26 protein-coding genes, 7 tRNA genes and 2 pseudogenes are annotated in these 24,593 nt (G+C 35.3%); 26 read left to right on the forward strand and 9 right to left on the reverse strand.

Going from position 1 to position 24,593, the window contains the following annotated elements; all coding sequences use genetic code 11:
* The first annotated feature begins 15 nt into the window (after positions 1-15).
* Positions 16-105 (forward strand) — tRNA-Glu (locus tag GFS03_RS07715).
* A gap of 852 nt (positions 106-957) precedes the next feature.
* Here the strand turns inward: GFS03_RS07715 and GFS03_RS07720 are convergent.
* Positions 958-1,032, reverse strand: a tRNA-Val gene (locus tag GFS03_RS07720).
* A 45-nt stretch (positions 1,033-1,077) separates the two neighbouring features.
* Positions 1,078-2,994 carry a beta-CASP ribonuclease aCPSF1 gene (locus GFS03_RS07725; RefSeq protein ID WP_153424570.1) on the reverse strand — a complete coding sequence of 639 codons (1,917 nt, stop codon included), beginning with the start codon at positions 2,992-2,994 and terminating at the stop codon, positions 1,078-1,080.
* Between the two features lie 72 nt (positions 2,995-3,066).
* On the opposite strand from GFS03_RS07725, the gene GFS03_RS07730 reads away from it, so the two are divergent.
* Complete coding sequence (locus tag GFS03_RS07730; protein WP_153423272.1) at positions 3,067-4,122, forward strand: NAD(P)-dependent glycerol-1-phosphate dehydrogenase; 1,056 nt, start codon at positions 3,067-3,069, stop codon at positions 4,120-4,122.
* Here GFS03_RS07730 and GFS03_RS07735 read toward each other — a convergent pair.
* Positions 4,119-4,826 carry an FKBP-type peptidyl-prolyl cis-trans isomerase gene (locus GFS03_RS07735; RefSeq protein WP_153423273.1) on the reverse strand — a complete coding sequence of 236 codons (708 nt, stop codon included), beginning with the start codon at positions 4,824-4,826 and terminating at the stop codon, positions 4,119-4,121. The genes GFS03_RS07730 and GFS03_RS07735 overlap by 4 nt on opposite strands.
* Positions 4,827-5,145: 319 nt before the next feature.
* On the opposite strand from GFS03_RS07735, the gene GFS03_RS07740 reads away from it, so the two are divergent.
* The 5 genes from GFS03_RS07740 to GFS03_RS07760 all read left to right on the forward strand — a co-directional run bounded on the left by GFS03_RS07740 (position 5,146) and on the right by GFS03_RS07760 (position 6,771).
* Positions 5,146-5,234: transfer RNA gene (locus GFS03_RS07740), tRNA-Tyr, on the forward strand.
* Between the two features lie 57 nt (positions 5,235-5,291).
* On the forward strand, positions 5,292-5,522 hold the full coding sequence (locus tag GFS03_RS07745) for an LSM domain-containing protein (RefSeq protein ID WP_012711383.1): 231 nt from the start codon (positions 5,292-5,294) through the stop codon (positions 5,520-5,522).
* Between the two features lie 16 nt (positions 5,523-5,538).
* A complete protein-coding gene (locus tag GFS03_RS07750) occupies positions 5,539-5,724 on the forward strand; it encodes a 50S ribosomal protein L37e (RefSeq protein WP_009991337.1) in 186 nt (61 codons plus the stop codon).
* Positions 5,724-6,629, forward strand: a complete 906-nt coding sequence (gene speE / locus GFS03_RS07755; protein WP_153423274.1) for a polyamine aminopropyltransferase — start codon at positions 5,724-5,726, stop codon at positions 6,627-6,629. Before GFS03_RS07750 ends, speE begins: the two co-directional genes overlap by 1 nt.
* 33 nt (positions 6,630-6,662) lie before the next feature.
* A tRNA-Ser gene (locus tag GFS03_RS07760) sits at positions 6,663-6,771 on the forward strand.
* Positions 6,772-6,978: 207 nt separating this feature from the next.
* On the opposite strand, the pseudogene GFS03_RS07765 reads toward GFS03_RS07760, so the two are convergent.
* A pseudogene (locus GFS03_RS07765) lies at positions 6,979-7,163 on the reverse strand (IS110 family transposase); the annotation flags it as partial.
* An 817-nt stretch (positions 7,164-7,980) separates the two neighbouring features.
* On the opposite strand from GFS03_RS07765, the gene GFS03_RS07770 reads away from it, so the two are divergent.
* From GFS03_RS07770 to GFS03_RS13825, 5 genes and pseudogenes are all read left to right on the forward strand, one after another.
* Complete coding sequence (locus GFS03_RS07770) at positions 7,981-8,292, forward strand: hypothetical protein (protein WP_153423275.1); 312 nt, start codon at positions 7,981-7,983, stop codon at positions 8,290-8,292.
* A 12-nt stretch (positions 8,293-8,304) separates the two neighbouring features.
* On the forward strand, positions 8,305-9,765 hold the full coding sequence (locus GFS03_RS07775) for a M48 family metalloprotease (RefSeq protein WP_153423276.1): 1,461 nt from the start codon (positions 8,305-8,307) through the stop codon (positions 9,763-9,765).
* 14 nt (positions 9,766-9,779) lie between these two features.
* Positions 9,780-10,157 carry a hypothetical protein gene (locus GFS03_RS07780; RefSeq protein ID WP_153423277.1) on the forward strand — a complete coding sequence of 126 codons (378 nt, stop codon included), beginning with the start codon at positions 9,780-9,782 and terminating at the stop codon, positions 10,155-10,157.
* 198 nt (positions 10,158-10,355) lie between these two features.
* Complete coding sequence (locus GFS03_RS07785) at positions 10,356-11,408, forward strand: ISNCY family transposase (protein ID WP_153421985.1); 1,053 nt, start codon at positions 10,356-10,358, stop codon at positions 11,406-11,408.
* 452 nt (positions 11,409-11,860) lie between these two features.
* Positions 11,861-11,929, forward strand: a pseudogene (locus GFS03_RS13825) (hypothetical protein); the annotation flags it as partial.
* 41 nt (positions 11,930-11,970) lie between these two features.
* On the opposite strand, the gene GFS03_RS07795 reads toward GFS03_RS13825, so the two are convergent.
* The 3 genes from GFS03_RS07795 to GFS03_RS07805 all read right to left on the reverse strand — a co-directional run bounded on the left by GFS03_RS07795 (position 11,971) and on the right by GFS03_RS07805 (position 13,506).
* Positions 11,971-12,044 (reverse strand) — tRNA-Ile (locus GFS03_RS07795).
* A 48-nt stretch (positions 12,045-12,092) separates the two neighbouring features.
* On the reverse strand, positions 12,093-13,346 hold the full coding sequence (ahcY, locus tag GFS03_RS07800) for an adenosylhomocysteinase (protein WP_153423278.1): 1,254 nt from the start codon (positions 13,344-13,346) through the stop codon (positions 12,093-12,095).
* A gap of 75 nt (positions 13,347-13,421) precedes the next feature.
* A tRNA-Leu gene (locus GFS03_RS07805) sits at positions 13,422-13,506 on the reverse strand.
* 872 nt (positions 13,507-14,378) lie between these two features.
* Between GFS03_RS07805 and GFS03_RS07810 the strand changes: the two genes are divergently transcribed.
* On the forward strand, positions 14,379-14,558 hold the full coding sequence (locus tag GFS03_RS07810; RefSeq protein WP_153423279.1) for a hypothetical protein: 180 nt from the start codon (positions 14,379-14,381) through the stop codon (positions 14,556-14,558).
* A gap of 685 nt (positions 14,559-15,243) precedes the next feature.
* Here GFS03_RS07810 and GFS03_RS07815 read toward each other — a convergent pair.
* Positions 15,244-15,343 (reverse strand) — tRNA-Leu (locus tag GFS03_RS07815).
* A gap of 89 nt (positions 15,344-15,432) precedes the next feature.
* On the opposite strand from GFS03_RS07815, the gene GFS03_RS07820 reads away from it, so the two are divergent.
* Genes GFS03_RS07820 through spn form a run of 8 tightly spaced genes read left to right on the forward strand, consistent with a single transcriptional unit; the run spans position 15,433 to position 20,479 of the window.
* Complete coding sequence (locus tag GFS03_RS07820; protein ID WP_153423280.1) at positions 15,433-15,738, forward strand: 50S ribosomal protein L21e; 306 nt, start codon at positions 15,433-15,435, stop codon at positions 15,736-15,738.
* A gap of 7 nt (positions 15,739-15,745) precedes the next feature.
* Positions 15,746-16,087, forward strand: coding sequence for a DNA-directed RNA polymerase subunit F (locus GFS03_RS07825; RefSeq protein ID WP_153423281.1), 342 nt, complete (start codon positions 15,746-15,748; stop codon positions 16,085-16,087).
* 41 nt (positions 16,088-16,128) lie between these two features.
* Positions 16,129-16,755 carry a DUF655 domain-containing protein gene (locus GFS03_RS07830; RefSeq protein WP_153423282.1) on the forward strand — a complete coding sequence of 209 codons (627 nt, stop codon included), beginning with the start codon at positions 16,129-16,131 and terminating at the stop codon, positions 16,753-16,755.
* A gap of 47 nt (positions 16,756-16,802) precedes the next feature.
* On the forward strand, positions 16,803-17,408 hold the full coding sequence (locus GFS03_RS07835) for a 16S ribosomal RNA methyltransferase A (protein ID WP_238699232.1): 606 nt from the start codon (positions 16,803-16,805) through the stop codon (positions 17,406-17,408).
* Complete coding sequence (locus GFS03_RS07840) at positions 17,360-17,977, forward strand: HemK2/MTQ2 family protein methyltransferase (RefSeq protein WP_153423284.1); 618 nt, start codon at positions 17,360-17,362, stop codon at positions 17,975-17,977. Before GFS03_RS07835 ends, GFS03_RS07840 begins: the two co-directional genes overlap by 49 nt.
* On the forward strand, positions 17,955-18,668 hold the full coding sequence (gene trmJ / locus GFS03_RS07845) for a tRNA (cytidine-2'-O-)-methyltransferase TrmJ (RefSeq protein ID WP_153423285.1): 714 nt from the start codon (positions 17,955-17,957) through the stop codon (positions 18,666-18,668). Before GFS03_RS07840 ends, trmJ begins: the two co-directional genes overlap by 23 nt.
* Complete coding sequence (locus GFS03_RS07850) at positions 18,658-19,284, forward strand: 30S ribosomal protein S3ae (protein ID WP_153423286.1); 627 nt, start codon at positions 18,658-18,660, stop codon at positions 19,282-19,284. Before trmJ ends, GFS03_RS07850 begins: the two co-directional genes overlap by 11 nt.
* Positions 19,256-20,479, forward strand: a complete 1,224-nt coding sequence (gene spn, locus GFS03_RS07855) for a bifunctional sugar-1-phosphate nucleotidylyltransferase/acetyltransferase (protein ID WP_153423287.1) — start codon at positions 19,256-19,258, stop codon at positions 20,477-20,479. The genes GFS03_RS07850 and spn overlap by 29 nt, the downstream gene beginning before the upstream one ends.
* On the opposite strand, the gene GFS03_RS07860 is transcribed toward spn, so the two are convergent.
* Positions 20,456-21,661 carry a redox-regulated ATPase YchF gene (locus tag GFS03_RS07860; protein WP_153423288.1) on the reverse strand — a complete coding sequence of 402 codons (1,206 nt, stop codon included), beginning with the start codon at positions 21,659-21,661 and terminating at the stop codon, positions 20,456-20,458. The two genes, spn and GFS03_RS07860, sit on opposite strands and share 24 nt — an antisense overlap.
* 61 nt (positions 21,662-21,722) lie before the next feature.
* Here GFS03_RS07860 and GFS03_RS07865 point away from each other — a divergent pair, with 61 nt between their 5' ends.
* The 5 genes from GFS03_RS07865 (at position 21,723) to psmA (ending at position 24,581) form a co-directional block, all read left to right on the forward strand.
* On the forward strand, positions 21,723-22,373 hold the full coding sequence (locus GFS03_RS07865; protein ID WP_153423289.1) for a 50S ribosomal protein L15e: 651 nt from the start codon (positions 21,723-21,725) through the stop codon (positions 22,371-22,373).
* A 2-nt stretch (positions 22,374-22,375) separates the two neighbouring features.
* The gene (locus GFS03_RS07870) at positions 22,376-22,825 is read left to right on the forward strand and encodes an RNA-binding protein (RefSeq protein WP_153423290.1); all 450 of its coding nucleotides are present in this window, start codon (positions 22,376-22,378) and stop codon (positions 22,823-22,825) included.
* Positions 22,791-23,351 carry an RNase P subunit p30 gene (locus tag GFS03_RS07875; protein WP_153423291.1) on the forward strand — a complete coding sequence of 187 codons (561 nt, stop codon included), beginning with the start codon at positions 22,791-22,793 and terminating at the stop codon, positions 23,349-23,351. Before GFS03_RS07870 ends, GFS03_RS07875 begins: the two co-directional genes overlap by 35 nt.
* Complete coding sequence (locus GFS03_RS07880) at positions 23,326-23,757, forward strand: Rpp14/Pop5 family protein (protein WP_153423292.1); 432 nt, start codon at positions 23,326-23,328, stop codon at positions 23,755-23,757. The genes GFS03_RS07875 and GFS03_RS07880 overlap by 26 nt, the downstream gene beginning before the upstream one ends.
* Positions 23,758-23,855: 98 nt before the next feature.
* Complete coding sequence (gene psmA / locus GFS03_RS07885) at positions 23,856-24,581, forward strand: archaeal proteasome endopeptidase complex subunit alpha (protein ID WP_153423293.1); 726 nt, start codon at positions 23,856-23,858, stop codon at positions 24,579-24,581.
* The last annotated feature ends 12 nt before the right edge of the window (positions 24,582-24,593 follow it).

A 24,593-nucleotide genomic window follows, 5' to 3' on the forward strand; every position in this document is an offset into this window, starting at 1 on the left:
TTTTATAGCAACTACGCCGCGGTGGTTTAGCCCGGTCAAGCGCAGGCACCGAAAGAATGCGGGCCTCTCGAGCCCGTGACCCGGGTTCAAATCCCGGCCGCGGCACTCTCATTAATTATTATTTTACTTGATTATAGTTAATAAAAATATATATGAATTCCCAACAAATTCTATTTAATGGCGAATTTATTGCTAATGAAGGTAACATAATCGTGAATTAACGCGCAGCAGGAGTTGCAACGGTTATGAGGACTAAGTTTTTTAAAAAGTATAGTAGTTTCCTGAAAATGACGTATAATATATATCACGTTTAATTTTTCCAATGTAACATTTAAGGCGAATTTATATTAAACACGCTTGAAGTACTTATGATTATTTAAATCTCCTTGAGGAGAATCAATGTTAGTATTTAAGGAATTTGAGGTAAATTTATGCAAAGTACTAATAGCAGTTTGTGAGATTGCTTATATACCCTATGGGGACGATACCCTAAGGGTTAGTAAGATTGATGGTGATGCGAGCCCCGTATCGTTGGGCTCGAAGAGTCCTATGTCTCGTCACCAATGCTAAGACCCTACACTTAACCATGAAATGGAATGAAAGTGTAGTGACAAACGGGATAAAAGGTCTAACAAGTTCTGATTTAATACTAGTTATTCCAGCGAACAAGGGAGTTGGTCAGCAGTATCTTTTGTCCAATTTCTAATAACGAGAATGAAGTTATAAAAAGTAGATTATTGAGATTGGATAAGGATAAGTAAAATCAGAAATTATAGTGCACCAGAGTTTGTTTGTAAATATCTTGTTGAATACTAAGATGTTTATAGTAATTTTGAAGAGCAATTTAATCAGGTTGTTGAGTGTATAATAAACGAGAGTTATCATTATCGTTCTTAATTTTTTATTGAATAGCACCTAATATTAATTTAACTTATTATTATTATTTAGAAAATTTTATGGGCCCGCTGGGATTTGAACCCAGGACCTCCGCCTCGTAAGGGCGGCGTCCTAACCAGGCTAGACGACGGGCCCACTAGTTATTTGATTACTAAGATATTTTACTTTAAAAGTTTTCCTTTAGGCTACTCTTAGGCTATCCAGTATTGCTGGAGTGTATATAAAAGGCTTATACCCCAATCTATCATCTCTTATATAGTTAGCAAATGCCCTTATTGCTGATGCTTCTCCGTGATTTAATATTATATTTTTAGGCTTTGGTTCAATGTTTCTGAGGAAGTTAAACAATTGCCTTCTATCAGAGTGTCCAGAAAATCCTTCAACTGCTTCTACTTCCATATTAATTTGTATTGACTCTACTCTTCCATCCCTATCTAGAATTTGTACTTCTTTTGCACCATCTCTCACTTTTCTACCTAATGTGCCCTCTGCTTGATAGCTTACAAATATTATTGCATTTTTAGGATCTGGCGCCATGGTCTTGAAGAACTCAACAGCTGGGCCTCCGTTTAACATTCCGGAAGTCGCTAAAATTATGGAAGGTTCCCCTTTTGCTATGTCCTCTTTATATCCTTCAATTCTCTTAAAGTATTCTGAGGTAAACGGATTTTCATCCTTGTATAGTATTTCCTCTCTTACTTCTCTTCCTAACCATTCTGGATATGCATTATGAATAGCTGTAACTTCATCAACTAATCCCGTCACATAAACTGGCACTTCTGGAATTAGCTTCTTTTTCATGAAATCGTTTATTATAAGCATAATTTCTTGTCCTCTTCCTACAGCTAGTACTGGAATTAATACTTTTCCTCCTCTATTAAGCGTTTTATTTATAATCTCTAACAACTCTAATTCTGATTCTTCTCTATTTGGTTGATCTTGTGCTCCATAAGTGGTTTCCATAATTAATGTGTCAACTCTCGGAAATTCCGTGTTTGCTTTATCAAGCAATTTGGTTTTCGCATATTTGAAATCGCCAGTATAGACTATATTATGTTTTCCATCACCAATATGTAAATGAGCCATTGCAGATCCCAATATATGACCAGCATTATAGAATGTTAATCTTATGTCTGGAGCAATATCAGTAACCTCTCCATAATCTAACGTTATTGTATGTAATAACTCCTTTCTTACTTCTTTAGCGGAGTAAGGTATGGGTTTACCTTCTTTTTCTGCGACATCAAGAGAATCTAATTGCATTAGTGCCATTATATCCCTTGTTGGTACAGTAGTATATACTGGTCCCTCATATCCATATTTAAAGAGAAATGGAACCATTCCGCAATGATCTAAATGGGCATGTGTAATAACTACAGCATCTAATTCCTCTATTTTTAATTGGTCAATATCAAGTCTAGGAAATAATTTCTCTCCAAACATATTTGCACTGGGATTAAGTCCTACATCTAATAATACTTTACTTTCCGGAGTTTCCACTAGTACTGCAGATCGCCCAACTTCTAGAAAGCCTCCTAATGCCGTAATTCTCACGTACTTATCTTGAAATACTGTCTCTCTATGTATCCTTTCTCCAAAAACCTTTAGTATTTTAGCCCTATATTCAGTCTCATTGTAGATGTGCTCTAAAATACTATCGTACGTCCTAGACTTTATTGGTGGTTCTCTGACTATTTCCGCTTTCCAAAAGGTTTCTGCAAATATTCTTTGTTGTAATGAACCACCTTTTCCTATTACTAATCCTGGTTTCTTAGCTTTTATTAATACTTCACCTAAGTCATCATCGAATTTTATATCCACAATTTCAGCTTCCGTAGGTACAATGTTCTTTATTATTTCGACAGCTTCATTCTTATCTTTCCTAACTGAAGGGTCAGCCTTTATTATTATTCTCTTTTTAATATCCTTAGCGATCTTCTTTATTACTTCTCCCTTTTCTGTTACCATTGTCGGCTTTTTTACATATACAGCTATTGTAGGTCCTTCATATTCAATTCTGGTTATTCCCAAATCTTTTAGTTCAGAGTATATTAACGATATTGTATTAATCCTACTTTGAGATGCCAATTTATTCACCAACTTTAAGAAATAGCTACAACTGAACTTATCTATGCTAATTTTTAATATTTAAATCTTCTCCTTTTATATGTGAATGTAAAAGAACACGTGATCAGTTTACCTAGAAGGGTTTTCGTAGGGCATAATATAATATATGACATTTCCGTCTACTTCTCACAACTAGGCATAGCTCCTCCATTTCTAGTGGTTACTGGAACAAAATATACTAAGAAAATAGCCGATAAAGTTATAGAAAATCTTCCAAAAGATGCTAAATACGAGGTAATTGAAATAGATACTGCTACTTTAGACGATGTATATAAGGTAGAGGAGGTTATTAAGAAAGTTAATCCTAACGTATTGTTAGGAATAGGTGGAGGGAAAGTCATAGACGTTACAAAATATGCAGCATTTAGAAATAACCTAGAATTCGTCAGTATACCTACCTCTCCTTCACACGATGGAATCACGTCGCCATTTGCTTCAATAAAAGGATTGCAAAAACCAGTTTCGGTAAAGGCAAAAGAACCATTAGCCATTATTGCAGACATAGAAATACTAAGCCTATCCCCAAGAAGATTAATCAATGCAGGAATAGGGGATACGATTGGGAAAATAATAGCAGTGAGAGATTGGAAGTTAGCTGCTAAGCTAAGAGGAGAATATTACGGTGATTATACAGCGTCTTTAGCGTTAATGTCAGCAAAACACGCATTTCAATGTACTAAGATAATAAATAAGGACATAAAGTACGGTGTAAGAATGTTAATGGAAGCATTAATAAGTAGCGGAGTAGCAATGGGAATGGCAGGAAGCACCAGACCGGCAAGTGGCTCTGAACATCTCTTTGCTCATGCAGTTGAGTTATTACATCCTGAGGGGATTTTGCATGGCGAACTAGTTGGTTTAGGGACAATTATTATGGCCTACTTACATGGTATAAATTGGAAAATAATAAGAAAGAGGCTTAAAAAAATAGGATTCCCAGTAAAAGCTAAAGATTTAGGTCTTTCTGATGAGGAAGTAATAAAAGCCTTAACCATAGCTCATACTATAAGACCAGAGAGGTATACAATCTTAGGGGATAGGGGTTTAACCTGGAGTTCTGCAGAAAAAATAGCAAGAATAACAAAAATTATAGATTAAGAGGAAGAGAAAGTACTTTTATTATATTGTTGTAAAATCTCCACAGTATAATCTGATAAAACATAGTTTATTATCTCATAAGCTAAAGAGTAAACATTAATCTGTAAATCCTCTACTAAGTAAAGATCCTTTGGTATAGTAATTTTAACACTCTTCTTTCCATCATCTAACTCAACGTTAAAACCATTTGCATATTTTGAGGAAAATCTACGCTCTATCAAAGCCATAATCTTATCCTTAGCGTTATCAAGAACCTTAACGACCTTAACATTGTAAACTAAAGTTCTTCCAGCCAACGGATGATTTAGATCTAAGACCACCCTACCTCCACTTACACTCCTTATTACTGCAAGGCTACCATCACTTAACCTTAACACTCTGTTTGGAACTGCTGTTATACCTTGCCTTCTTAGTTCTCCCAGAGGTACAATCTTAATTTTACTGTTATCTCTCTCTCCATATGCCTTTTCCGGCGGGATTTCTATTGTTTTCTCTTCGTTTAAATTAAAATTATATAAAGCCTCTTCTAATCCCTTAATTAATCTATTTTCACCTAAAATTACAAGTCTAGGACCATAGTTTCTAGTCTCGTCGTAAATATTAGCCTTTTTTGCCTCCTCTTCATTAGTTGTATCAACAATTTCTCCAGTATCCTTGATTTTTGCAGTATATTCTATATAAATAAAGTCGTTATTCTTAAACATTATCCAGCCCTAAAAATACATTCTGAGTTAGTTTTTAAAACTACTGAAAAACAACCAGCAAAATGTCTCTACAAGGCAGAGGCCCTTAAGATAAGTAAATAGTGTTAGAAGATCATTTAAACTCTTAAACATCCTTAGAAAAGTTAAAGAATTCCTTTCATGATGTTATAGAATAATACATTCATAGAGTTAGAAAATATAACATATTTTAAAAAGTAGCCGACAATATCTTAGAGTTACTGTCAAGACATATTAACGTTTTCCATGTACAAGACGACAATAAAACTTATAATTGATAACTTAAATAAGTCTAATTAGACCCGCCGTAGCTCAGCCCGGTTTAGAGCGCCCGGCTGTAGATAGGGGACAGTAACCGGGTGGCCCGGGGTTCAAGTCCCCGCGGCGGGACTTCTTTACCCAATAATTTTTAAATCCAGATCAAGATGATTTTGATAGGTGAATTTTTTGGCAGAAACAGCGCATAAGGTGTTGGCAGAGTCATTAAATAACTTAGTATTAGTTAAACTAAAGGGAAATAAGGAAGTAAGAGGTACACTAAGGAGCTACGATCAACATATGAATTTAGTCCTATCAGATTCAGAAGAGATACAAAGTGATGGTAGCGGTAAAAAGTTAGGAACCATAGTAATAAGAGGAGATAACGTAATTCTAATTTCTCCTCTACAAACTTCTTAACATTAGGTGAGCTAAAGTGAAAGGTACACCATCATTTGGAAAAATGAATAAATCTCATACTCATATAAGGTGTAGGAGATGCGGTAGGAATGCTTATAACGTAAGTAAGCATTACTGTGCAGCGTGTGGATTTGGAAGAACGAAGAAGATAAGAAGATACAGTTGGCAAAATAAAAAGGTCAATGGGGTCAGAATAAGATAATGTTTGGTTGGCATTGGCTTATAGAATGGCAAACGCCATATGAGTTTCACGGTCACTTAATAGAAAAAGTATTTGCTGAAGAGAAGACTCCATATCAGCATGTTACATTAGTCGAATTCACTAGGTTTGGAAAAGGACTTATAATAGATGGAAAAGTGCAATCAACTCTTTACGATGAATACATTTATCATGAATTGTTGGTTCATCCCTTATTACTATCATTACCAAAACCTCCTAAGAACGTGTTAATATTAGGCGGTGGAGAGGGTGCAACGCTTAGGGAAGTTCTTAAGCATAAGTCTGTAGAAAAAGCAGTGATGGTTGATATAGACGAGAAGGTTATAGAGTTTGCTAAAAAGTATTTATATGAATGGCATCAGGGAGCTTTTGAGGATAAGAGGACTAGTCTAGTAATTGCTGATGGTTTAAAGTTTATAAAAGAAACAAAAGAGAAATATGACGCAATAATTCTAGACCTAACAGATCCAATCAAGGATTCCACATCATATATGCTTTACACTAAGGAGTTCTACGAGAAATTGAAAGGTATATTAAATCAAGGAGGTGGTATAGTGACACAAGCTACATCTCCATCATTTTCCATAGAAGTATATATAACAATTTACAATACTATAAAGGAGGTATTTAAGGAAGCGTCAGCTTCATACACCTATATGGCATCCTTTGATGGATTATGGGGATTCGTTTATGGGGGAGTAAGGCCAGACTTACTTTCAGAGGATGAAGTAAATTCGAAAATAAAGGAACGTATTAATGGACAGCTAAGGTTCTATGATGGCTATTCTCATAAGATTTCATTTAGTTTACCTAAGAATATAAAAAGTGAATTCCAGAAGATAACCAAAGTATCCACCGAGAAAGATCCGATTTACGTTCCTGCGTAATTTTTTAATTTTTAACTATACTTATATTTAATTGCCGGGGTGCCCGAGCGGTCAAGGGGGTAGGCTCGAGACCTTTTCCAGCGTTACTGCGAGGGACCTACTGCCTCTCTGAGGCACACGGGTTCGAATCCCGTCCCCGGCGTATATCAACTCCTATAGAGTTTTCTATGCATAACATTAAGGGTACCAGTACATCATCTACCTCATTTTCGCAATCCTATTTTCATTTAAAGGGATCTCATTATATTTAGTACTTCCTAGAAATATTAAAGACATTAAACATAAGGTTAAACTATGAAAAAGATTACGAATCAAGGTTTGTAAATCTCATTAACTCTTCTCGGGTTTAAAATAGGGTTATGGCTAGGATTTGAATCTCCAATACCGTTTCAGTATATTCCAATTGATAAAGCTTTACGTCTAAGAAGTCACCCTTTGAGAACTTCTCCAACCTCTCCTCACTTATATTCTCATCGTCTGTAACGAGGAAGAGTGCCTCTTCAATCTGTTCTCTTGTTTTAGGGTGTTGTCACGCTTTAACCCGAAGATTTTCCTTCATTTCTCGGTGCGACCATTTTCCCCAGATGAGGGGAGTATTACTCTCCCCAGCTAATTAACCTATATGGCGATTTAGCTCCTAGTGAGGAACAAGATTTCGGAGTACTAGACTATCTTCTTAGCTAAGACGTATAGGAAGAGATGAAAAATAGGGACCACGTTCCCTTAAGAGCTTTAGGACAAGGACCATAACTTGTAACGTGGGAAGAGTTAGTTCTCACCCTCATCTCCTACTTCATAGTCAACTCTTGGTCATTCTCTTATCTCTTCGGAGGATCAAATTGTATGGAGTTCATAGACGAAATGACCAGCTTTTCTCGAATAAGACGAGGGAAGATACAATTTCCCCAACACTTTCCAATCTCACTTGAACTCCCCTAGCTCACTTACTTACTTCATTGGCTCATTCTTGCTTTCCCTTCATCTTTTTGTGTAATAAATTCTATATTTTTCCTCCCGTTTGACTAGGGAAAGCATTATTTTTCTCTTATTCTTGGAAAATATAATGTCTTCTGATTTAAATAAAATCAACTAGCTTTATTTTAGTATTTTCTAGTTTATCTCGATATACAAGAAATTCCTATGCTGATGTCTTATAATGTAGTTCTTGAGAGGTATATAAGTAATTTTTTAGAAAAGAACAAGTAAGACTCAACTTTGGTTAATAACGTTTAATAAATGTTTGTAGAAAAGAAAAGAAGGAGTTACATTTATTAAAATTCACCTTAATTTAAATGGTTTTAGGAGTTTAAAAAAAAACAAAAGTATGAAGAAAAAAGAATAGTGAGAAAAGATGAGAACCAATAAAGTAGAAGAAAAATCTTACAAAGATGTATTACTATCAATTGTTGCCTTAGTATTATTAGCTATAACTCCATTAGCAATGCAAGGATGGGCGGTTTTAGTAGCATTTGGGATAAGTTGGGCAGTTGCAGGCGGTGCATCTGCTGCCACACTTTTTTCGGCAGCTGGAGTATTTGGTGGGTTAGCGGGAGCAGTATTTGATGGTAGTATTACACCGCATAACGATGATTTAAACATTTTATCTTTGGTGTTGAGTGGTGTAGGAGTAGCACTTTTAGCTATTTGCATACGATTTTGTTGAGGAGATAGGAGTATGAAGGGAAGTAAGAGGCATATAAGTTATGTAATTTTTTTGGTTTTATCTTATCTTTTGTTTTTAATATCCTATTTACCTCATATAGTATGGAAACAATATTCCTATATATCGATAATTTTCGTTTACGCAGGTACTGTAGCATTAGGATTAGCAATTGGATTATTTCTCTACTCGATAATCGCAATCTTTAGGGAAAAGAATACTGAAGCTAGATTACAAATATCAAAAAATCCCCTTAACTCCTCACAGTCTAACACTAAATCTCTACTTCCTTTAATGAGACTACTTATGTTAGAATCCTTTTCTATCTCTACGACAGTTCCTATTATCGCACTGCTAGTTTTCTTATACTTTATAAAAGTACTGCACGTAACCACGATTACCCTCATGGATATGGCTATTTTAATTACGCTTACTTTCTTTTTTGAAACCTTAATAGCAACTATACTGTTTCCTAGAATTGGATTGTATAAGGGTATGAGAGCAGGGGAGATTAAAATTATAGAATTACCAAATGTTGCTGGTGGTATTACGAGTGAAGTCCTTACATTGTCTCGTAACTCATTCTTCAAAACTATTATCTTCGTTGGTGAAGGAAACCCAAATTCCTCTATCGAGACTGTAAAGACCCATGAATTAGGTCATGCTAGAGAGCATCATGGTATCTTTCTTGAGTTAATATTATTGTTCCTTTTTTCTATGATATACGATTTGATTTGGTTTATAGTGTATAATGTATTCTTTTTTCAAAATATTATTCACATTAGTCTAGCTCTTATCATTAAGATGGTGCTTATTACAATTAGCATATCCATTATAGTTCTTCTCTTACATCGAGTTTTGGAATCTAGGGCTGATGCTTTTACTTTCAGAAATATAGGTGAAAGAGCATATAATGATCTGATCAATACGCTCCAAGCAATGTATGGAGTAACGTCTACTGAAGATGCACCATTATGGAGTAGGCTTACTCATACTTCGTCTAGGAGTGCTCTGAAGACAGGAGATGCTCTCTCTTCATTAAACATTTGGGAGTTTCCCGTGGTTTTGTCCTTAATTGAATCTACCATATTAATGATTCCGTTTACTTCTTCTAAGGTAATAGGATTTTTGTTCCCGTTATCCTACGTAGGCTTTCTAGTTATAACATTCTTGTTAGGGACTATCTTCTTCCCAATATTGAAAGGATACTATGGGAAAACGACAAAAGGGGGAAGGAACTTCTCGTTTCTCTTGGCTGGAATTTATGTATTCATGAGTGAATGTGAATTATTAAGTTTTCCTAACATGTACCTAGTAATCCTTCAGTTCGTCCTTTGGGCAATATTTGCATTCTTAGTCATCAAAGTCTTCATAAAAAGTAAGCCTATTAAGGTGTTCTTGATCACGTTGTTTACATACTTAGGTATTAACGCTTTGGTTGGTACTATTTGGATCGTTCTCCATCACGGTGTTTAAGATGGTAGATAAAGTTGGCTGGAGGAAGATTCTGGGCATATATTTCGTCTTCTGGCTCGGACTTTTTGGTGGCGCCATATGGGATTATTTCTCAAGTTTTTAAAGCCGGAGTCCCGCGTGAACTCCCCATACCCAACTACTGGCTTTTCTTGAAGATAATAGTGGTTAACTTCACGTTTTCCATTATTATCTTCTTACTAGGTCATGATGTGATAATTCAGAGAATAGTGATTATTTTAGTTATATCTTTTGTTGTAGGTAGAATAGAATTTGCTACTGGTTTGCTTATAGGGTTAATTGGTACTCTTCCCCATGAAATCCTTGAACTCTTAGCATTTAGTTTCATGCTTATGCTGGACAAAATTATAGATCTACCAACAGCTCTTGCTTAAAGTTATTGATAGTTGGACTATTAATGATCGTATATACAGCTTTCATAGAATCGTCGCTTACAATTTATATTCTTCAACATTTCTATGGAGTTCTAAGTTCCTGGTCATGAATCAGTTTCCATTTAGTAGTTTCCTGAAAATGACGTCAATTTGAAATACCTTAAAAACTTTTTAGGATGATAATACCAAGACTAAACAATGAAAATAACGAGTCTCTTCAACAGGGGATTTGCAAAGGTAAGGAAGTACCTAGAGAAAGTGAAGAAGACGCTAGGCAGTAAATCCCTAGTGAAGTTACTGGGTGCATCTCTGATCGAGGATGGATCAATGAGGGCCAAGTGCACCACGGCTGGAATTGACTACGAATACGCCTTGAGGAAGTTAGAGGAGGTCGCTAAGGTCGATCTAATCGAAGTAGTGAAGGAATTAGTAGGGGAACACAAGGTCCAGCTCTCAATAGACGACACACTAAACGAGAAATACTACGCTGAAGCCGCGTGGGTCTCAGCTCACATGACCCAATTCTTCTACTCCAGGAAGGATAAAACCTACATCCCAGCACACCAAATCCTTGTAGCCACAATAAGGGACTTGGAAACCAACGAGGTCTACTTGATCCACCTCGAGATCTACCTACCACAAAAAGTCGTGAATATCTTGAAACAAGAAGGGAAGCCAGTCCAGTTCAGAACGAAGATCGAAATCGCAATTGAGCTGATAGAGAAAGTGAGGAGGAGGCTTAACGTTAGTTCAATAGCGTTCGATTCGTGGTACGTGAACAGGAGAACTCTTCTGCCCGGTGTTGTTTCGGAACTTAAGGCGAGCGCGCGGGTTACCGAGGGAGGTAGATCCGTGCCGGTCGCCGAGTTCCCCGAGGGAGAGTTCTCCGTCACGTACCTCGGCGTTCCTATTAAATTAATTGTAGTTAATAATTATAAAGGTTGCGGGAGGAGGTACTTCTTCACGACCGACCTAACCATGACCTCTGAGGAGGTAATAACGACTTGGGAGAATAGGTGGGATGTTGAAACTGTGATAAGGGATTTGAAGGTCCTAGGCCTTAGGAGCAGTTCGTTCAAGAGCGTAGTCAAGATCCTCGGATACATGAAGCTTGTTGGACTAGTCGTGAACTTCCTCCACATCTTGAAGTATGAGCTCGGTTCCCACCTTGGTGTAAAGGCTCTCTCAAGGTACTTGAAAAACGTTTATGGATACTTCCTTGACTATAAGAAACTATTCAGACTACGATAAAATCTATAAAGTACTATCCATTCATTAAATCTACTAAATTTTCCTTCTAGTAAAATACAAGTTCACCGTATTTTTCGTGCTATCACAGAATTTTTGCCGTCTTCTTTCAATTTAATGCTCTTTAACGACAAAATTAACATCTGTCAACTACCTTTAAATCTGTTTTCGTAATCATAATACTATGCGTAAAAATAGCTAAAGATGAGATTTGTTATAAACATCACTATAGTAGTTTCCTGAAAATGACGTATAATATATATCACGTTTAATTTTTCCAATGTAACATTTAAGGCGAATTTACACTATATACACTTGATGTATTTACGATTATTTAAATCTTCTTGAAGAGAATCTATGTTAGTATTTAAGGTTTAAGGGATTTGATGTAAATTTACGTAAAGTACTATCACTACATAATTTCACGATAGATTTAAGGTTGATATTACGTCCATAAATTAGAAACGGTGAACAATGCAATAAAGAAAACTTACCTCGGATCTTTAACTAAAGTTGTAGAATAGAAGTTTACACAAAATTGAAAGAAAGTGGGATTATGTCATTATGGGCCCGAGGGGATTTGAACCCCTGACCACTCGGTTATGAGCCGAGCGCTCTACCGAGCTAAGCTACGGGCCCACATATACAATAACTGAAAAACTGTTTTTAAGACTTGCGTTTAAACCTTTAGGTACCTGATTTCCACTGCTCTAAGTACTCTTTTTGCTCCTCTGATAACTCGTCAATTTGAATACCCATGGATCTCAACTTTATTCTAGCTACTTCATAATCTAACTCGATTGGCATATTGTACACTTTCTTCTCTAATTTCCCTCTATTCTTAACTAGGTGTTCTACAGCTAAAGCTTGATTAGCAAAGCTCATATCCATTACCTCGCTAGGATGACCCTCTGCAGCAGCTAAATTTACTAACCTACCGTCTGCTAGCAAGTAAACTCTCTTACCGTTAGGTAAAGTATATTCGTCAACATAAGGCCTTATATTTCTCACCTTAACTGCAGTCTCCTTTAATCCTTTTACATCCACCTCTACGTTAAAGTGCCCTGCATTAGATAATATTGCGCCATCTTTCATGTTGAGTATATGTTCTACTCTAATAACTCTTGTATTTCCGGTAGCTGTTACAAATATATCTCCAATCTTTGAGGCCTCTGCTATGGGCAAAACATCAAAGCCATCCATTACTGCTTCAAGTGCCCTTATTGGGTCAACCTCAGTGACTATTACTCTAGCACCCAGACCTCTTAGCCTATTGGCTATTCCCCTACCTACCCATCCGTATCCAGCTACAACCGCGATTTTGCCAGCAATTAAGACGTTCGTAGCCCTGAGTATTCCATCTATCGCACTTTGCCCAGTTCCATATCTGTTATCGAAGAGGTACTTGGTATATGCGTTATTTACTGCGATGACAGGATACCTAAGGATACCGTCTTTCTCCATTGCCTTAAGTCTGATGACGCCAGTTGTTGTTTCTTCAGTTCCGCCATAAATATCAAGTTTAGAACTTACCTTTTCATGAATGTAAGCGTGCAAATCAGCACCATCATCCATTATAATATGCGGTTCGTGAATCTTTACAATACTTTCAATATTAGAATAGTAGTCAGCTTCATTTTCCCCTTTCCACGCAAATACGGAAATTCCTTCTTCTACTAAAGCTGCCGCTACATCATCTTGCGTCGAAAGAGGATTACTGCCGGCTAAAGCAACGTTTGCCCCACCTACTTTAAGAGTCTTAACTAATACAGCTGTTTCCTTAGTGACGTGGAGTACTGCAGATATATTAACGTCTTTTAGTGGTTTTTGCGACTCAAATCTCTTCCTTATTTCTATTAATGTTGGCATGTGTCTTTCTGCCCATTCTATTTGCTTTTTCCCCTCACTTGCGAGAGAAAGGTCTTTTATTCTGTAGCTCATCGTAAGTTTTTTATCGAAAGAACATAAAAAGCTTAGGATTTTTCTTTGTTTACCTAAGTATACAAATTATATCACTGCGGGGGGCGGGATTTGAACCCGCGAAGGCCTTCGCCAGTAGGGCCTGAGCCTACCCCCTTTGACCTAGCTCGGGCACCCCCGCATGTTAAATAAAGTGGAAGTTTTTGCTAATAAATTATTACCATTATTCCGCAAAAAGATTTAGTGAAAACAAAGGATATGCCTTTGCTTGGAAACTTATTTTAGGGATCTCAGTTATTAGTACGAGTATATATCAATTGTCAATTATTATGAGAAAGTATTTAAACATCAATTTATTAAATTCCATATAGTAATAGGAACTGTGGCTGGAATATCTCTAAGTTCAATCTTGGGTGTAATCGGTGAAATTATTGGGTCAATAAGTGCTTCATTTGATGTAGCACAGTAACAATGTGAGGTGATATTACTAAAAAACTACTATATGTATCATACAAGTAATAATAAAGTAATGATGAGATTTATCCAGCTATAGGTGTCGCCGAAAGAATCTCATCTACTGAGTATCAGGTAGTTCAAGAGCATATGAGTTGAAAACTGAGATTTTTAGACAAACATTTTGATTAGAACTGAGGGCATTGGATAGTTCTACTACGTTGGCGGAATTTTACCAACATGGATAGGTGACAGTAATGTAGCAGTATATTAAGGTGATGCATTATTTAGGGGTTTAGTGAAATTATACTCAAAGGCTTGGGATACCTTTCTAAGCAATGGAGGAATTGGAATTATATGATTACGAAGAATATCAACGCTTACTGAGTGGTATAATCCAGCAAGGTTTAAGTCATGCCATGGAGTATTAGGTACAATTTTGGATTACATAACTAAAATTAGGAGGTTCTTCATTAATTGTAATTTCAAGTCTAGCACAAGAAATAACGCTTTCTCTTCCTAGTAGTCTACAGCAGTTAGTCTATCTTGGTAGTGGTGGCAATTAGTATGTGACAAAGAATATTATAGGAAGTTCATTAGGTGGAGAAAAATTTGACTTACTTCGTAATATTTTCGATTCGATATTCTTTCATTTATCTAGCTTTATTAGAGCAAGTAGTAAACGCGTTAGGTTTATCCGATTATCCAGCAACTACAGTTAATGGCCCAATAGATTTATTTTTAGATAATTGTAATCAGAATTCCAAACGACTATTGTGACCTGATTGCATTAGGAACCGAGTTTCGACCATTTATACGTGATTTTCAATTTAACGATATTGATGCTCCAATATTTGGTAGATTATTCTACGCTTCTTATTGCTTAGAATTTGGATTAGTGGGAGTCAAGTCTTTCTTTACAGAACTGTTAATATTAATAATCTTCAAGTTCAATTGATTGTCTTGGATGTTGTTAAGCCTCCTATTTTACTGAAGTTAGTCCTATCAATTAAGCTAAGGAGTTGAATATAAGTGAGGGGTTTAATATACTATTAGATGCCTTTAAGATGGTGAAAAAGGCTATTACTGAGCTTTCTACGATTTTTCCCATTGGCTACTGCAGAGTTAGGTGATTGGTCTGAAGTATCTTACGAAGAAGGATACAAGTAAGCTGAGCGAAGGGCTAAGGAAATACAAAACATGTATAATGAGGTGATATCTACAATATATAATGTATCGAGATTTATCCGGGTTTAACTAGGAATTGGAAGGCAATGTATGAGCAAATGGTAAGTAACTATCTAAATAACATTTTACAAATTGCGAATCAGGATTGGAGTCTCAACGACCTAAAAGGGTTATTTGTTAAAGGGAGCTGCAAATTATTTATCATATAATTATGGGGTTTCATGTTAAATTTTTGTACAGCTTCTTTTTCAGAAGATATAAGCAAAAGGAATTATTATGCGGGGGACGGGATTCGAACCCGTGCAGGCCTTCGCCAGCGGATCTCTTACTTGGGGGTCTTAAGTCCGCCCCCTTTGACCAGGCTCGGGCACCCCCGCAATCTATTATACTGAGTTCACTTTTACCTTATATGTTTTTCCAACAAAAATCTTAATTATGTGGCATGTAATGAGTAAGAGGGAATATTATGGTTAAACATTCGAGAGGTTATCGAACTAGATCAAGGAGTTTATTAAAAAAGAGTCCTAGAGAGAGGGGTGCAGTTCCATCTCTAAGTAGACTAATGGTTGAATATAAGGAAGGCGATAAGGTCGTAGTAAAGATAAACCCATCAATACATTCTGCTATGCCTCATAGGCGTTACCAGGGTAAAGTAGGGAAAATTATTGGAAAACGAGGTAGGGCATATTTAGTTTCAGTCACATTAGGTGATAAGGAAAAGGTAATTATTGTTAGGCCAGAACATTTGATCCCTTTTAGTACTGGTGGGTGATTAGTATTTGTCATCTGTCTACATTGTTGAAGAGCACTATATTCCTTACTCAGTTGCGAAGAAGTTATTAAGCGATGTAATTAAATCTGGAGGTTCATCTAATTTATTACAAAGGACTTATGATTATTTAAATAGCGTAGAGAAATGTGATGCTGAATCTGCGCAGAAGGTTGTTGAAGAGTTAAGCAGCATCATAAGTAGAGAAGATGTTAGGGCGATTTTAGCTAGTATCTGCCCTATTACACCCGATGAGGTAAGGAGTATTTTAGTAATGGATAGTAATAGGACATATACTTCTGAGGACATTCAAAAAATAATTGATATAATTAGGAAATACATTAAGAGTTGAGTTTTTACTTTTAGAATCTATTACTACTTAGGGAAGTAGAATTGCAAAGAAAAAGGGTAGTAAAGGAGCGAGTAGTGTATGTTTTAGATTATATGAGGGAAGGTAATCCATTAGATAAACATAAGTTTCATAGGGATAAGCCTCTTATTCAAGCTGTAGGTGAGGATTACTTCTTATTGCTTGAACTCACTCCTCTATCTTATAATTTGGATTTCTTTCCAGAGGATAAGATCGAATTGGATTCAAATTCCAGTGTTAAGGTTGATGCTCATATTTCTTATGAAGATCTTACATCGGTATCTAAGGATAATTTGCCTAAGATTTTGCATAAAATAGTTTCGGAGAAAGAAAAAGTCTTCGTGGAGATTTTTAACAAGGCTGAACCATTGACGTTGAAGCTTCATGCGTTGGAGTTATTGCCGAATATTGGTAAAAAGACTTTAAGACTAATTCTGGAGGAAAGAAGAAAGAAACCCTTTGAGAGTTTTAAAGACATAGAGTCGCGTATAGGAGTTAAGGATGTGGCTTCTATACTAGTAGAGAGGATAATAAAAGAGATGCAAGGTGGAGAAAAATACTATCTGTTTGTATATCCTCTTATATCAGATGAAAATAAAAGATTAGAGCAACAATTCATTTACGTGGGTTATATTGAAAAGCTAAAGTAAGGCTATCTCAAGTTTTTCTTATTGATAAGAGTTTTGTAGAAAAGTTTATTTCATATGTGGATAATAGAATTAGACCTATTTTAGAGATTGGATGCGGAAAAGGAAATATTACTAAGCTTTTGGAACCAGATATTTGTATTGAATTAGACGAGAAAATGATAGATTATTTGAAAAATTATAATCTTGTAATAGCAGATGCTAGATATTTGCCAGCATTAAGGGGTCAATTGGTTTCTTCTCTACCTTACCAGATAACTTCAGACTTTTTTAAAGAGGTAGTTAAACTTGACAATTTACGTAAGCTTACACTGATCTTGCAAAAGGACTTTGTGGATAAGATTCTTAATGACCCTACATATATCTCTTTTTTGCTTAATTATGTTTTTGATATACAGACTAAGGACGTAATTCCGCCAAGATGTTTTAGTCCTCGCCCAAAAGTCTACTCGATTATTACAGTTTTTAATAGGGTGAGAGAATATAATAAAGACGTTGATAACATAATTTCATGTATCAGTAGATATAGGAATAAAACTTTAAAAAAGGCTTCTAAGTTGTGTGGGTTTAGTTCGGAGAATAACTTAAAGGTGAGGGAATTTAAACCTTGGCAAGTGTTAGAATTATTGAATTCCGTGGGATTAAGTTATGTTTAAGTGATCAGACATATGAACCTTCTGACGATACCGATATTCTACTTGATCTAGTAAAGATAAGTAAAGGTGATAAGGTCTTAGATATGGGATCTGGTTCTGGAATTTTAGGAATATGGTCTCTAATAATGGGAGGAAAAGTTACGTTTATAGATATAAATCCATATGCGACTATATCTACGTTATGTTCCTTAAAAGTTAATAATTTATATAACAGTCCAAACTATTTTGGTGTTCTAAATTGCGATTTACTATCTTGTCTTAGAAAATATGATTTTGATGTAGCTATTTTTAACCCTCCCTATTTACCAGTTGAGGAGTATGATGAATGGATAGGGTATAGTTGGTCTGGTGGGAAGGATGGAAGTAAGATTCTTGTTGATTTTTTAAAAACTGTAAAAGCTAATAGAATTTATACTCTATATTCTTCTTTAAGTGATGAAGATAAGATATTATATGCTATTAATAATGGAAGATTCAAAATTTCACAGAAGTATGAGAAGGTTATTGGGTATGAGAGATTAATAGGATTAGAGTTGGTGAGGGAGAATGATAAGAGTAGTGTTAGTTGAACCTGAAGGTGAATATAATATTGGTTTTGTGGCTAGATTATGCAGAAACTTTTTGGTTGATGAACTATACATAGTTAATCCAAGGGCTAACATTTCTGAGGCTTTCAGGTTTTCCGCTGGTGGGAAAGATACTTTAGAGAAGGCTAAAGTTGTGAAAAACTTTGATGAGGCTATAAATGACGTTGATATTAAGATAGCTACTTCGAGTATAGCAGATAATAATGGAGATATTTTAAGGAAATCTATAAGACCGTGGGAACTATTGCCTTTAATTCAAGGTAAGAAAGTTGCATTAATTTTCGGCAGAGAAAGCGTTGGTCTAACTAGAGAAGAAATATTTAAATGTGATTTTCTTCTTTATATTCCTGCAAATCCCAGTTATCCTGTTCTTAATCTTTCCCATGCTGTTGGCATAGTATTATATGAAATTTGGAAAAATAGAGAATTACTGAATAATCCTCAGACTCCTACAATTTCTGATCAGTCAATAAAATTAATAGACAAATATACTGAAATTCTCTATAAATTGCTTAAAAGATCTGATGATGATTATAAGATGTATATAGCACTAAAACGTGCAATAATAAAGGGAGTAAAGGATGAGGAAGAGGCTAGGGTCATCATACACTTTTTGAGAAAACTTTATACCAGAATACTCCACAATGAAAAGGAGATGAATAATGTCAGCTAAAGGAGGGACAATCAAGGATAAGTGGAAAATGAAGAAATGGTATAGTATAATTACACCTAAAGTTTTTGGAGAGGTTTCCTTGGGTTCTACACCAGCTTACGATGTAACTCAAACCATAGGGAGAATAGTTGAGACAACTTTATATGATCTAACCGGCGATTTCAGCCAAGTTTACGTTCACTTATATTTTAAGATTGTAAGTAACGAAGGAGATAGATTGATTACGAGATTTGTTGGACATGAACTCTCAAGAGATTACTTAAGATCATTAATTAGGAGAAAGAGCTCTAAAATAAACAGTATATTTGATGTTACTACTAAGGATGGTTATGTAGTAAGGGTTAAGGGGTTAGTTCTAACTACATATAAATGTCATCAATCTCAAAAAACGGCGATTAGAAAAATAATTAATGAGACAGTATCTAAAAAAGCTAGTGAACTTACTTTTGATGATTTTACACAGGAGGTAATATTTGGAAGATTAGCTAATGAAATATTTGAAGCAACAAAGAAGATATACCCATTAAGGAAGGCTGAAATAGAAAAAACTAAAGTTCTAAAAGTACCAGAGAATTTAGGTAAACAAGTTGAAAGCAGTAGTGTTAGCAGCAGGTAAAGGAGAGAGATTAGAACCAATAACCCATACAAGACCTAAACCTTTTGTTCCTATTCTTGATACTCCTTTAATTTTAAGAAATATTCGAACAGTCAAGAAATATGTTAGTGATATTATAATTGTAATAAATTCTAGCCATAAAGAATACTTTAAAATGATAGAAGGTGTTAGTCTAGTTGAACAGACTGAAGGAAAAGGCACTGCAGCAGCCTTACGAGCAGCAGAGAAATATCTTGAGAGGAATGATGAATTTTTAGTTATTTATGGGGACCTTCTTTTTGAAGAAGAAGCAGTGAAGAAAATAGTGGACACTCAAGGAGAAGTGATTCTAGCTACAGAATCTAACGATCCTAAAAAATATGGCGTTATAGTTAAAGATTCAGAAAATAGACTAGTGAAAATAGTTGAAAAGCCTGAGAATCCTCCTTCAAAATTGATTAATGCAGGTATCTATAAGCTTACCTATGATATTTTCTCATATATGGATAAAATAAGTTTATCAAGTAGAGGTGAACTTGAGCTTACAGATGCTGTAAATCTCATCGGAAATAAGATGAAGGTGGTTACATATGATGGAATATGGTTAGATATAGGAAGGCCCTGGGATTTGATAGAGGCTAATAAGGTCCTTTTAGACAAAGAGAAGGATAAAAATCTAGGTGTGATCGAGGATAATGTTAGAATCAAAGGCAAGGTAATTATTGAAGATGGTGTTTTAATAAAATCTGGTACCTATATAGAGGGTCCAGTTTATATAGGTAAAAATTCTGTTATTGGACCTAATGCTTATATAAGGCCATATAGTGTGATAGGGAGTAACGTTAAGATCGGTGCGTTCAATGAGATAAAGGAAAGTGTAATAATGGAAAATACAAAGATACCGCATTTAAGTTATGTCGGCGATAGTGTAATCTGTGAGGATGTGAATTTTGGGGCAGGAACGATAACCGCTAATCTGCGATTTGATGAAAAGGAAGTTAAAGTGAATATAAAAAATGAAAGAGTAAGCAGTGGAAGAAAGAAATTAGGTGCAATAGTAGGCGCTCATGTAAGAACCGGGATTAACGTGTCCATATTGCCTGGAGTGAAGATTGGTGCATATGCTTGGATTTATCCAAGTGCTGTGGTAGATAGGGATGTTGAGAAAGGTGAGAAATTCATCCCATACTACTTAAGAAGGTCTAGCGGTAGTTGATACAATCTTTATTACATCATTATTCTGTAGTTGATAATTCTCTCCAACTCTCATTTTTCTCTTTACATCAATAGCATATAAGAAACCTTTTGCTAATTCGGTATGTATAGCATTAGCTAAATCTTTTGGAGTAGAACCTTTCTTTAAGAGTATTGCGTCCGGTAAAACGTTTCCATTTCTGTCAGTCAGTTTTTTCTCATCTTCTACTGGATACGTTACAATCATGTTTAATGCATCAAAGGTCGCAGTATTTATCGCTTCTTGTACCCCAGTACTTCCATATACTTGTAACACATTATTTCTAATATATTCTAGAGCGTTTTTTTGGTTCTCGTTTAATGGTTTAAGTATGGTAAAATTATTATCACCTGGAATGTAAGCTATTATACCAGCCTTTGCTGCTTTTCTTAGAGCCATTTCTGATGCTGCGCTAGTTGGAATAACCCACTTATATTTCTCTTTTAATCTTTTAATATTATTTCTAGCTTGTGGTAGATCGCTCTTGTTTGCAGCAATTATCATTGGTTTACTTATTGCTCGTAAAGTTTTAGCAAATGCTCTTAAATCTTGTTCTGTCCACTGCATTAGTTTTAGGTTTTCCAATTTTGTAATTTTTAGGGTTTCAATAATATGGGATCTATTTACAGATATTCCGGATAATTTACTTAGTAATGCATCTACTAGATCTTTTCCAGACAAATCTGTTGTTCTTGCGAATTTAGCCCAATCTTTACTAACAATGGAATAAAACCATTCATCAAGCTCATTTTCTATAAACTTTATATCCTCTTCTGGATCTCTAGATCCAGGTTCTACTGGGACACCTTCTTCATTTGTGGATCCGCTCGCGTCAATCACATGTATTAGTGCATCAGCTTGACGTAAATCATCCAAGAATTTATTTCCTAATCCTCTTCCTTCATGAGCGCCAGGTATTAATCCAGCTACATCTACTAGTTTTATTGGTATGAATCTGTAATCTTCAATACATATAGAATTTTTTGGATTACACTTCACATTGAATTCAGTATGAGCGCATTTTATTTTTACATATCCTATGCCTTCATTTGGATTTATAGTTACAAATGGTCTATTAGCTATTTCCACATCTTTTAGCGTTGCTGCTGCAAAAAACGTACTTTTACCCACATTGGTCTTTCCTATAATTCCAATGGTAATCATATGTTCTGATTTAGTGGACACATTTATTAATTAGATGCTTAGCATAGTATTTTGAGAATAGATGGCATTGTCAATGTATCACTACATAGAGAATACATGGAATTCAGAAGAGTGGAAAAAAAGCGTATTAAGGCAGAGACTTATTGAATGGAGAAAGGAGCCTTCGATAGTTAGGTTAGCTAAACCAACCAGGCTAAATAGGGCTAGAAGTTTAGGCTATAAGGCTAAGCAAGGATTTGTTATAGTGAGAGTGAGAGTTAGAAGGGGAGGTCTTAATAAGCCTAGACCAAATAAGGGAAGAAGACCAAAAAGGATGGGTGTTTATGGTTATGGTCCAGCTAAAGGATACAGATGGATAGCTGAGGAGAGGGCTGCAAGAAAATATCCCAATTTAGAGGTGCTTGGCAGTTATTATGTTGGAGAAGATGGTCTTTATAAGTATTATGAGATTGTCATGGTAGATCCTTCTCATGCAGTGATAAAGAGTGATCCTAAGTATAAGTGGCTTCAGGATCCTAGCAATAGGAATAGAGTGTTTAGAGGTTTAACGTCTGCTGGTAAGAAGGCTAGAGGATTAAGGAAATCTAGAGGGCTTAAAGGTACTGTGAAACATAAGTGGAGTAGGAAACAGAAAGAGAGAGAAGAGAAGAAGAGACATGAAGCAAGCAAGTATTATAGATTACAAGAATATGATAAAATACCAGGAAAGTGAGCATGAAAGTAAACCAAGCAATACTTTCAGTTTTTATTCATGAGACTGAGGATTACAATAAAATAGTAAATGTTATAGAGAGTTTTTTCTATCCTCTTATCTCTAACCCAAAGAAAAATATCACAACTGTTCAAGGTCATTATGGTAATAAAATAATCATATTGGAGTATAGATTTGAAAAAAAGAATGGAGAACAATTTTTTAAAATGGTACTAGATAAACTTGAAACTACAGAATTAATGCTCATCCTTACAACTATAGATTCCCATATGAATGGGAGTAAACTATATTTAAGATTCGATAAACAGTATTTGATTGCTGAGCGTAGGCTCGTTCTTAAGGATGGTGATGATGTGGTTAAATGTATGATTTCGTTTAATACTTCTTTGGAGAATATAAAGGAGGAGATAAAGAAACTTGTTAGTAGTAGAATCATGCATTCTAGACTCTAGGTTGTTTCCTTATGTCAAACGGTTAGGATATAACATGGTCTTTAGTGAAGACGGTGTAGTTGGTGTAAAAAGGGTCACTATAAAAGTTGAAAATGGAAATCAGTTGAAAAAGATGCTTAAGAAGCCATTCATTGATAGAGATGTGTTAGTCTTTGTAAAACCTCTTTCAATAGATGCCTTAAAGTATTCTATTATCAATAAGAGGGTTAACGCTGTGATATTAGCTGATGATAATATAAGGATATTTAAGAAAAGTATGCTAAACCTATTAAGATTTTATAACAAATTCGTTGAGGTCTCACTTAAATCTTCTAGCGGGTTATTATATAATGCTATAGTATTTGCCTATAAATGGATACCTAATATTATTTTCTCCTCATATGCGGGTGATTTTAATGAGATCTGGAGTCCAATCTCTAAAATAAGTTATTTGACCATATTGGGAGCTGATGAAGAGGAAGCTTATAAGTTTGTTATATTAAATCCCATGAAGTTGTTGAATGAACTCAATTCAGCTAATAATTGACATCATATTAATATTATGGCTCCTCATATTAACTGTATTTTATCTCAGAAAAAAGAGTTTAAACATTAATATTGTAAAAAATAAGAAAATAGTGAGAGCAAAAAGATATATAGTATTTTACGTTATTGCAGAATCTAAAGTAAAAGGTGATGAGTTAGAGAGAATTGTTCGTAACTCTTTGAAGGACCTATTAGGTAATGTATGGCTTAATATAGCAAATCCTAAAGTTGTTATATATAGAGAGGATACTCAAGAAGGTATTATATCTACTAATAGGATAGGCTATAAGGCAGTTTTAGCTAGTTTACCTTTTGCTAAGGAAATTAATGGTAACAAAATACTTATAGTTCCTAGGAGAACAACCGGAAGCTTAAAAAAGGCTAAAAAACTAATCGGATTAAAGTGATGAAGCCGCTCCAGACTGTATCGATGATGTTCTCTGCGACGAGCTGAACGATATTTTTAAAATTAGGGACTACTCACTATTTCATGAGTGAATAGTATATGGCGTTCGGACCAGCAGCTATGGGATATGATAGGGCAATAACCATATTCTCGCCCGACGGATCACTATATCAGGTAGACTATGCGTTTGAAGCTGTAAAAAAAGGATGGACAGCAATCGGTATTAAATCGAAATCAGGTGTAGTTATCGCTAGCGAGAAAAGAAAAGCTCAATCATTATTAGATGTAGATAGTATAGAGAAAGTATTTTTAATTGATGATCATGTAGGGTGCAGTTTTGCTGGGTTAGCCTCTGATGGTAGGGTTTTAATAGACTATGCGAGAAATATAGCACTACAACATAGGTTAATATATGATGAACCAGTTAGTATTGATTATCTAACAAAATCAGTTGCCGATGTTAAGCAAATGTACACGCAACATGGAGGAGTTAGACCATTTGGCGTTGCATTAGTAATTGCAGGGATAGATAAATCAGTTCCTAAGTTATATATGACTGAACCTAGTGGGCAATATATGCCGTATCAAGCCGTTGCAATAGGACAAGGTTATTATACAGCTACTGAGTTTTTAGAGAAGAATTATAAGGAGGATCTGAATATAGAAGATACTATACTTTTAGCTTTAAAGGCCTTATCGGCCACTCTTAAGCCTAATGAAAAGTTAACTCCAAATACTGTGGAAATAGGATATGCCTCAACCCAAACTGGACTATTTCTAAAAATGACCAATGAAGATAAGAATATGTACTTACAGAAGTTATAATAAGGTGGATTT

Origin of the sequence: Sulfolobus sp. E5-1-F (assembly GCF_009601705.1) — an archaeon.
Classification (GTDB): domain Archaea; phylum Thermoproteota; class Thermoprotei_A; order Sulfolobales; family Sulfolobaceae; genus Saccharolobus.